This window comes from Leisingera coralii (genome assembly GCF_049056525.1).
In the GTDB taxonomy this organism is placed as follows: Bacteria; Pseudomonadota; Alphaproteobacteria; order Rhodobacterales; family Rhodobacteraceae; genus Leisingera; species Leisingera coralii.
The window spans coordinates 1-8,143 of record NZ_JBHUPT010000114.1 but is presented as its reverse complement, the minus strand read 5'-3'; the positions used below and the strand labels follow the sequence as shown (position 1 = coordinate 8,143).

General features: G+C 55.5%; 4 protein-coding genes and 7 pseudogenes. 4 read left to right on the top strand and 7 right to left on the bottom strand.

Annotated features, from left to right (window positions below; translation table 11 throughout):
• Positions 1 to 292: 292 nt before the first annotated feature.
• Together ACFMBG_RS23780 and ACFMBG_RS23775 are read left to right on the top strand one after the other, a co-directional pair.
• Entirely contained in the window at positions 293 to 655 is a 363-nt protein-coding gene (locus ACFMBG_RS23780) for a helix-turn-helix domain-containing protein (protein WP_421057118.1), read from the top strand.
• Between the two features lie 377 nt (positions 656 to 1,032).
• Positions 1,033 to 1,389: pseudogene (locus ACFMBG_RS23775) on the top strand (IS110 family transposase); the annotation flags it as partial.
• 11 nt (positions 1,390 to 1,400) lie between these two features.
• On the opposite strand, the pseudogene ACFMBG_RS23770 reads toward ACFMBG_RS23775, so the two are convergent.
• Positions 1,401 to 1,754: pseudogene (locus ACFMBG_RS23770) on the bottom strand (integrase core domain-containing protein); the annotation flags it as partial.
• Between the two features lie 3 nt (positions 1,755 to 1,757).
• On the opposite strand from ACFMBG_RS23770, the pseudogene ACFMBG_RS23765 reads away from it, so the two are divergent.
• A pseudogene (locus ACFMBG_RS23765) lies at positions 1,758 to 1,988 on the top strand (integrase core domain-containing protein); the annotation flags it as partial.
• Positions 1,989 to 2,138: 150 nt separating this feature from the next.
• Here ACFMBG_RS23765 and ACFMBG_RS23760 read toward each other — a convergent pair.
• The 5 genes and pseudogenes from ACFMBG_RS23760 to ACFMBG_RS23740 all read right to left on the bottom strand — a co-directional run bounded on the left by ACFMBG_RS23760 (position 2,139) and on the right by ACFMBG_RS23740 (position 6,238).
• The gene (locus tag ACFMBG_RS23760) at positions 2,139 to 2,810 is read right to left on the bottom strand and encodes a response regulator transcription factor (RefSeq protein ID WP_421057117.1); all 672 of its coding nucleotides are present in this window, start codon (positions 2,808 to 2,810) and stop codon (positions 2,139 to 2,141) included.
• Positions 2,807 to 3,034 carry a hypothetical protein gene (locus tag ACFMBG_RS23755; RefSeq protein ID WP_421057116.1) on the bottom strand — a complete coding sequence of 76 codons (228 nt, stop codon included), beginning with the start codon at positions 3,032 to 3,034 and terminating at the stop codon, positions 2,807 to 2,809. The genes ACFMBG_RS23760 and ACFMBG_RS23755 overlap by 4 nt, the downstream gene beginning before the upstream one ends.
• A 583-nt stretch (positions 3,035 to 3,617) precedes the next feature.
• Positions 3,618 to 4,377, bottom strand: a pseudogene (locus ACFMBG_RS23750) (transposase).
• 378 nt (positions 4,378 to 4,755) lie between these two features.
• Positions 4,756 to 5,787: pseudogene (locus ACFMBG_RS23745) on the bottom strand (IS110 family RNA-guided transposase).
• Positions 5,788 to 5,923: 136 nt separating this feature from the next.
• Positions 5,924 to 6,238 carry a hypothetical protein gene (locus tag ACFMBG_RS23740; protein WP_421057115.1) on the bottom strand — a complete coding sequence of 105 codons (315 nt, stop codon included), beginning with the start codon at positions 6,236 to 6,238 and terminating at the stop codon, positions 5,924 to 5,926.
• A gap of 576 nt (positions 6,239 to 6,814) precedes the next feature.
• On the opposite strand from ACFMBG_RS23740, the pseudogene ACFMBG_RS23735 reads away from it, so the two are divergent.
• Positions 6,815 to 6,949, top strand: a pseudogene (locus tag ACFMBG_RS23735) (IS5/IS1182 family transposase); the annotation flags it as partial.
• Between the two features lie 469 nt (positions 6,950 to 7,418).
• On the opposite strand, the pseudogene ACFMBG_RS23730 reads toward ACFMBG_RS23735, so the two are convergent.
• Positions 7,419 to 8,018: pseudogene (locus ACFMBG_RS23730) on the bottom strand (ISL3 family transposase); the annotation flags it as partial.
• Positions 8,019 to 8,143: the final 125 nt, after the last annotated feature.

Genomic DNA, 8,143 nt, shown 5'->3' with positions numbered 1-8,143 from the left:
GGCTGGTTTTACTGAGGCCGATCTTATCGGACCTCGTTCGCCCTGGGAGAGCGGCCGCCGCAAACACATCATGTCATTCAGGCAGCCGGAAAGCGCCGTTTCCGCGAAGATGGCGGGGATATCGGGAAGGGTTTATCTGGAATTGCGAGGTCTGGGGCTCAGGTCATAACTCGAACATAAGTGGCTTGTCCGCCTCGCCAAACAGGATCTTGCGCACCGGCGAAACCATCATTTGCAGCGCAACCCTAAATAGTGTAGGAGCGCCGAAAGTTACAAAAAGAGGGAGCGTTTCATGCCGCATCCAGTCGATGTTCATGTTGGCAAAAGAATTCGTCATCGCCGCTGGTTAGTCGGGAAAACCCAACAGGACCTGGCATCTGAAGTTGGTGTCAAGTTTCAGCAGATCCAAAAGTACGAGACGGGTGCGAACAGAGTCAGCGCTTCTCGCCTTTGGGAGATCGCGGAAGCCCTTGAAATGGATGTAACACATTTCTTTGAGGGCTTGGGTGAGACTAAGGGCGCGTCCTGGGAGCAGCACCTCTCTGCAGAAATTCTGCAAGCAAAGGAAGCGGTGGATCTCGTCAGAACATTTTACAGCATTCCCGAAGAGCAACGCGTCCAACTTTCAGGTTTAGCCAAAGTGCTTGCAGCCTAATAGGCCGCTCACGTCCACCTGTGCCGTTGAGCGGGTCAAATAGAATAGGGGAGAAACGCTGGCGCCCAAAAGATACTATTTGACCGTAGGGCAGGTGCGTGAATTGTCAGAGACCCTCCAGTGCGCTGAAGGGGCAAGTTGCAATAATTTGATAAGCGCAAGGAAGGTTGTTTCAATCTTGGTGGAAGGTGTGCGGCGAGTGGCATTTGCCACAGAGTTTCCGGATGACCTGGCTGACTAAATCGAACGAGATATCGGCAGCACAAAGACTGAGCTAACCCCTGAAATTTGGACACTGATGGTGTGGATGCCCCACCCCCAACGGCCTGCTTCGTGGCAGGCTGTTGAGGTTGGTCCAATAGGTAGGAGTGGTATCCATGGAGAATGTACCGGTGATCGGGGTGGATTTGGCTAAGTCGGTGTTCCAGTTGCACGGCGCAGCTGCGGACGGCTCGGTTGTGTTTCGCAAGAAACTTTCGCGCGCTCAGTTCCAATTGTTCATGGAGCGCCATCCTCGCTGTCGGGTCGCTATGGAGGCCTGCGCCTCTGCACATCACTGGGGGCGGATAATGGGAGCACTCGGCCACGAAGTCCGATTGATCCCACCAATTTACGTGAAGCCCTTCGTCAAACGACAGAAAAACGACGCCAACGATGCTGAAGCCATCGTCGAAGCGTCGTTCCGTCCGACAATGCGCTTCGTTGCCGTAAAGTGTAGAACACGCGACTTGATCTGACGGACACCTCAGCTTTCTGTGCTGAGAATGGGTTGCTGGCTGTCCGATGTCCCGGAAGCTCTGATCGTCTTGTCCCTGGCAATATGTATCGTTTCACGGAAGGTCTGCATAGGCGTTTTGCCATAGCAGTATCGTCCCGAATGCGGCCGCTGCTCGTTGTATTTGGCCAGCCAGGCGTCCAGATCCACCTGCAATTCCTCCACCGACCGGTAGAGCTTCTTTCGGAAGGCGATGTCGTGGAACTCATCCTTGATGGTCCGATGGAAGCGCTCGCAGATGCCGTTGGTCTGCGGGCTGTTCGCCTTGGTCCTGGTGTGATCCACGTCCTCGACGGCCAGGTAGAGCTGATAGGCATGGTTCTCACCTTCCTCGACAACATCTTCGTGGAACGTCTGTGGCGGAGCCTGAAATACGAGTGCGTCTACTTGCATGCTTGGGAGACCGGATCGGAAGCCAAGACGGGTGTCGGCAGATGGATCGAGTTCTATAACCGAAAACGCCCACATTCCGCCCTTGGCGGCAAGCCTCCCGCCATGGTCTATTGGCTGAGAAAAAATGAACCCCAAACCAATCAGCAGGAGCAGAAAGTAGCTTAAACTACGCCAGATCCTGTCCAAACATTGGGGAGTAGCTCAGCCGTCGGGGGGCGGTTACAGCATCAACGCCACTGTATTCACAACGTGAATCCCGCACGTGGAAAATTACTGCAAAAATGCCGTTTCAGGGGACAGAGCAATCCCATTGGCTCATGTCGCGATCATAAATCCTTCCCCCCTTATGGTGGTGATGCAACTCTTTCCTTCAGTTGCTTTGTCAATTTTTTTCCTTAACCGATAGACGTAGACGTCCAGTATCTTTGCATCGGGGACCTCAGGAGTGCTGTACATAACACTGAGAAGAGAATCCTTGGTTACAAGCCTTCCTGCTCGCAGGAGCAGTGTTTCCAAAACTTTGTATTCATTGTTGCTCAGAGCCAGAGTTCGCCCATCCGCTTCGACAGAATTCTTCCCAAGCTGAAGCTTTAACCTTCCCACCTTGATCTCGGACTCGAAATATCCCCTTGACCGCCGGGTTACTGCAAAAATACGCGCAAGCAATTCGGAAAACTGGAAGGGTTTTGCCAGAAAATCGTCAGCCCCTTGCCTGAGGCAATAGACACGGCTGTCTAGGTTGTCTTCACCAGAAAGCACCAGAACAGGAGTTTTGCTACCTGTGGCCCTCAATCGCCGAATAACTTCGTGCCCGTGTATGTCAGGCAAGCCTAAATCAAGCAATATCAAATCGATGTCAGGGTACTGAGCTATACAGAGAGCATCTTCACCGTTTCCGGTCGAAAACACACTCATATTCTCACGTTCTAGTAAGCGGGTTAGAGTTTCAACAGAGTTGGTATTATCTTCAACGAGCAGAATTTTCATAAGTCACAGCGCCCATCTATCCGCTGCCCTGCAGAGGGACTATACTGTGCAACCAAGGGCCTCAAACCAGTTTCCTCCAGGGCGGTTGCATTCCTCATAAAGTAGTCTTTGGCGTCGGCGTAACACTCAAAAAACAATGCCTTGCCGCCGAAGTAAGTAACCTCCTTCTTGCTGTCGGACAGGTAGCCTCCACTTTCAAATTTAATGAGCCAGCCGTATTTCATTTTTACCACCTTATAATTTCACACTGGGGCGCTGTTTCCGCAACGTAAGTTTCGCCTGCCTTGGAAGCCGGCAGGGGTAGAATTGTTTGACCAAATTGCAGGCAATTGAATGCCAACAGGGACTAAGGCCTGGCGCCACAGCCGGGAATTCGGGCTCTCAGATTTCGATGACTTGCTTTTGCCTGAGGAACCGGTCGACAGTAGATCCAACTGCCAAATTGCGTGAGGTGACAGGAGAAAAACTCAAAGAGATGCTCTCCAAGGTAAAGCCTTCAACCTCGGTTCGCAGGGAGCTGCCGTTGGCTTGACTGGATCTCATAACAAGTGCAACCTTTTTTGACCAGACGGCACACCGAAGGCAAGGGCACTTAATTCCATATTGTGAGCGGCCCGAAGGATAACGCGCTTTACTCATCAAACGCCACGGGCCGCTCTTCCCGCCCACACGGTATGCGTGCTTGATAATCATGCAGAACAATTTTTAAGAGTTCGTAAATTTGCTGAAAATTTGCAAACGGTGGAGGACCTGGGCTTTGTTGCAGCCCCCATCGATGGGACTTGAGGTCCCTTTCTCCAGGCGAGATCAGGCGACGCGTTCGGTCTCGGCGGTTCCGAGGGAGTTGAAGCGATTCATCAGGGCGCCGCGGATGTGGATTTTGGCGGTCTGGCGGTCAGGAGCCCTGGAGGCGATCCGTTCGCCGAAGTCTTTGAGGCACCTCATCTTCGCCTCGACCCGGTTTCGGACACGGTAGCCCGACCATCGTTTCCAGATTGCCAGGCCTCCGCGCCGGGTTGCCCGCAGGATCTCGTTGCGGGCCAGGGCAACGGGACTGTCCACCTTCCAGAGGTGGCCATTCTTCCGCGTGGGAATGATCGCTGCGGCACCGCGCGCGAGGATCGCGGCATGGCACCGGCGGGTGTCGAAGGCGCCGTCGCCTGTCACTGTGTCCATTGCCAAGTGGAACTTGCGATACTGGCGGCGGTGCGTGCCATGCTTCCTGGCCAGCCACTCCCCATCGCCGAGGAATTTGATGCCGGTGCTGTCCACTAGCAGGTTCAACGGGCCCGGAGCACGTCGGCTCGACAGATGAACGGTGATTGTTTTCTGCCGTCGGCTCAACGTGGAGAAATCTGGCACCGGCCAGTCCAGTTCCGCCAGCTGGAGGATGCTGGAGACCATTCCAGTCGTTTGGGGCAGCAGCAGGCCAAAGAGGACACTTACCAAAAGGGAGAACTGGATGGCCGCGTCTGAGAAGACGGGTGGACGGCCGGGTTTATCGGCCTAGGGCCAGCCAGACCATGTTCCTGTCGAGCCAGATCAGAGGCGATACCCGCCGCTTCAGGGCATCGTTGTTGGACTTCCAGTTCGTCGTGCTGCAGCGGGCAGGTCGGGCTTCGTCATGCCAAGGCTCCTAACCTACCGGATTCTAGACGTGAATCCCACGCGCGGAAAGAGTTCTGCAACATGTTTAACCGCCCGTTGCGCAAGAGGGTTTGTAGAGCAATTTCGCGCGGCGTCGGGTGCTGACATGTATCCGGCCTCACGATGCGGCCGATCATGCCGCGGGCCCGTCTGATGTTCGCGGAACGGCTCCAAATCAACGCCGCGTGCTCCAAGGCACCTTGTTGCACACTGGTTTTGCCAACCCCGTCTCACGACCGTTGCGCCACACTGCTCTCAGCCCTCCTCCGCTTCGACGTCTCGCAGCCGTTGGCTGGCCTTACGCCGCCATGGCTGGAGCCCGGTAGGTCTCTCCGTTCTTCATCAATGCCCAGACGATCCGAGCCAACTTGTTCGCCAGAGCGACACGCACAAGCATCGGTGGCTTGCGTTCGAGCATCCCGGCGAGCCATGTGCCGGGTCGCGCTTGTGGGTGGGTGTGCCGCTTGATGATCACACTGTTGGCTCCGATGATAAGCAGACGTCTGAGCGATCGCTCGCCCATTTTCGTCGTGGCTCCAAGTCTCTGCTTCCCACCGGTCGAGTGCTGCCGGGGAGTGAGCCCGAGCCAAGCCGCAAAATCACGGTCTTTGCGGAACAGTCCCGGCGATGGCGCCAATGTGGCGATCTCCGTTGCAATCAAGGGGCCGATGCCGGGAATCGCCATGAGGCGGCGGGCGACCACGTTCTCCCTGGCGCGCCGAACGATCTCGGCGTCGAGCTTGTCAAGCTGTTCATTGAGTTGCACGAGTGTCGAGACCAGCACCGCGAGCGATGCCCGAGCCGTGGCCGGAAGACTTGCCTCGTCACTTTCGATAAGTGCGACAAGGCGCCGGACATTCCTCGCCCCCTGTGGCACGACATGGCCGTATTCGCCCAGATGGCCCCGAAGCGCGTTGATCGACTGGGTGCGCTCGCTGCCGGATCAGGAGTTCACAGACGCGGAAAACGCTGGCCGCGCCTTGTGTCTCCTCGCTTTTCACGGGCACGAAGCGCATGCTCGGACGCACCGCCGCTTCGCAAATGGCCTCCGCGTCGACCGCATCGCTCTTTTGTCGCTTCACAAAGGGCTTAACGTAAGCAGGTGGAAACAGACGAACCTCATGGCCGAGCTTGGCCAGTTCGCGCCCCCAGAAATGCGCGCTATCGCAAACTTCCACCGCCACCAGCAAGAGGGCAGATCAGCGAAGAACGCCAATACTTGTGCCCGTCGCAGCTTCTTGCGAAGCACTGCACGCCCGGTGCCGTCTGCTCCATGGACTTGGAACACATTCTTCGCCAGATCCAGTCCGACCGTGATAATCTCCGGCATAACCGCCTCCCAAATTGGATTGTTGCGATCCCACCTTGGCACATCGATGTCGTCGGGGGGCGGTTACAGCATCAATGCCGTTTCTCAAGGAAAACTTTGCAATTCAGCATCATTTGCCCGATCCAGAGAAAGTCATTTAAAACTCTGTTCTTCGGAGGGCGGCTTCAACCAGCTTTTGGCGCAAAATATGCGCATGCACGTCTATGACATCCTCCGGCCCAACGTCGGTGTCATTGAAAAAGTAGTCGCGCAGAATGTCCCGTCTTACTTTCCGGAGACGTAGTTTTCTGGCGCGAACGTATTCCCCTAAACTTTCTTCTGGCGGTGACGCAGCCGGGGACACGGTAGATCGTCTCATGGATGCACCAACAACTGTAAAGCCCTCGCTGCTAAGGAGCTTCGCGAGCAATCGCTGAGCCGGCAAATCACTCTTTACGAAAAAAATATACATTTTATCCCCTTTTCTGGGTACTATCTAGACGCAAGGTGCTTTTGCTCCTCGACCCCAAACCTACCAATTGCCGAAAGCTTAGAGCCTGAAACCGGAGGATCACGCGCTTCATTTTCTAGGTGCCTGATCGCTCTACCGCAGGCTTCTTGAGAGGCTGCGTTTGTTATCTTGTGTTAGAGTTTTTCGTCAGAGCGCCGCCGACTCAAAGAACCAACTGAAAAACTGCAGCTCTGAACGCGTCCTTGGGCGGCTATAATGCTTGGGCTCCTTCGCTGTAAAACTACACTCGATAACATTGTTGCAGACCTCGGCCTTGACGTAGTTATGCGCTCCGCACCCTAGGTTTTAGAATGAATTACTAAGAAACTTTAAAGGAGGAAGTGTGACTGCATTTATTTACGATTCTTTATTGAAACAAGGGCTCAGATGATGGTGGGATTAGCACGAAACACGGTGAAGAAATATATCTCAGAATCGGCTCCGGCTGATTGAAGACCCGCCGGGCAACGACCAGAGGAGGCGCGACGAAATGAGGGCGTAGGCGCCTGATTAGCCAAACTATGGACAACACAAAGCCGCTACCAGCAACGTAATCGCATCGAGATCAGTTTTGGCAGGCACAAGGGTTGCCGACGCATTGCGACCCGTTTCGACAGATGTCCAGAACTCATCCTCTCAGCAATCGTCCGCGCAGCAATCGTCATGTATTGGCCATGGGGCCTGAGCCCGAGCCTGAAGGTACTATTGAAAATTTTGCGGCCGCTTAATAATCTGTTAGGAGTCCCTTAACCCAAATACCCGCATAAGGAGAGACGAATCCTGTTCCTTCAAAATCTCTCATAGTCAAGAACCCAATGGGCGCCCAAGGGCGCCCATTCTCTCAATTTGAGTGATCCTGACCCATAGCGTGGTGTAGCTCATGGCTGGCCGCGTTTTCTTATGTCAAAGATGATGCGCGGTCTGGAGGCGATCCAAGGCCTGAAGCGTGGCATCGCAGCGCAATGACAAAAGTCAATTGCTGAGCTGTAAGCGAAGTACGCTCTGGTGCGGGCGCCCGGGGATCCGATGACCTTCCGAGAGTACTGCGCCCAAATTGTCAATCGACACGGAACCTTGACCCCCTATAGGCGTCCAAAATTGGCTCTGAATCAATTTTGGTGCAACTTCGGCCTCTCTCAGATCAGGGCGCCTGAACGAGCCGCGCTTTGAGCAGGTCGATGTTCGCCCTTCCATACATCTGGCGTTTGAGCGTCTTGAGGCGGTTAATCTGCCCTTCGGTTTGCCCATTTGACCATGGCTCCCTCAGCGCTGCGGCGACCGCGGCTTGATCGCGCCGTAGCCCACGAGCGAAGGCTCCGAGCAGCCCGTCCTCCGCTTCATTCAGCCATCCTTCCAGCGCGTCTTCGCGAGCATTGCGTACCATGTCCGTAAGCCGGTCGGTCAGCCTGCGGGCTGCAGCGAGGGCTGGCAACGAAGCTTCGATCCTTGCGACTTGGATGGCATCTGCCTTGCACAGATGATCCCGGCCCAAGGTCAGGAGGCGGGTAATCTTGCGCGCGGGCGGCGATTTTTCTGTGCCCGATGGCGCGGCCCGCTCGGCACGGCGCTGGCGCGTGGCCCATTCCCCGACGACACGGAGGCTGCCCTGGAAACCATCGGCCCGCAGCCGGCGCCAGATTTCGGCGCCGTTCCGACAGCCACCCGCCCATTCCCGCTCCAGCCGCGGCAGCCAAGGGGGCAGACTGCTTTCACGGATGCGGAAAACATACTCGTTGAGTCCGTTGCATTAACGGCAGAGGGCTGTGTTTGTCGTCGGCTTTGCTCGCCTATCATGCAGCCTCCTGGAACAGTTTGTCGATGAAGGCGATCTCGTTGATCACCCCGGTTTCACAATTCTCGAATTGA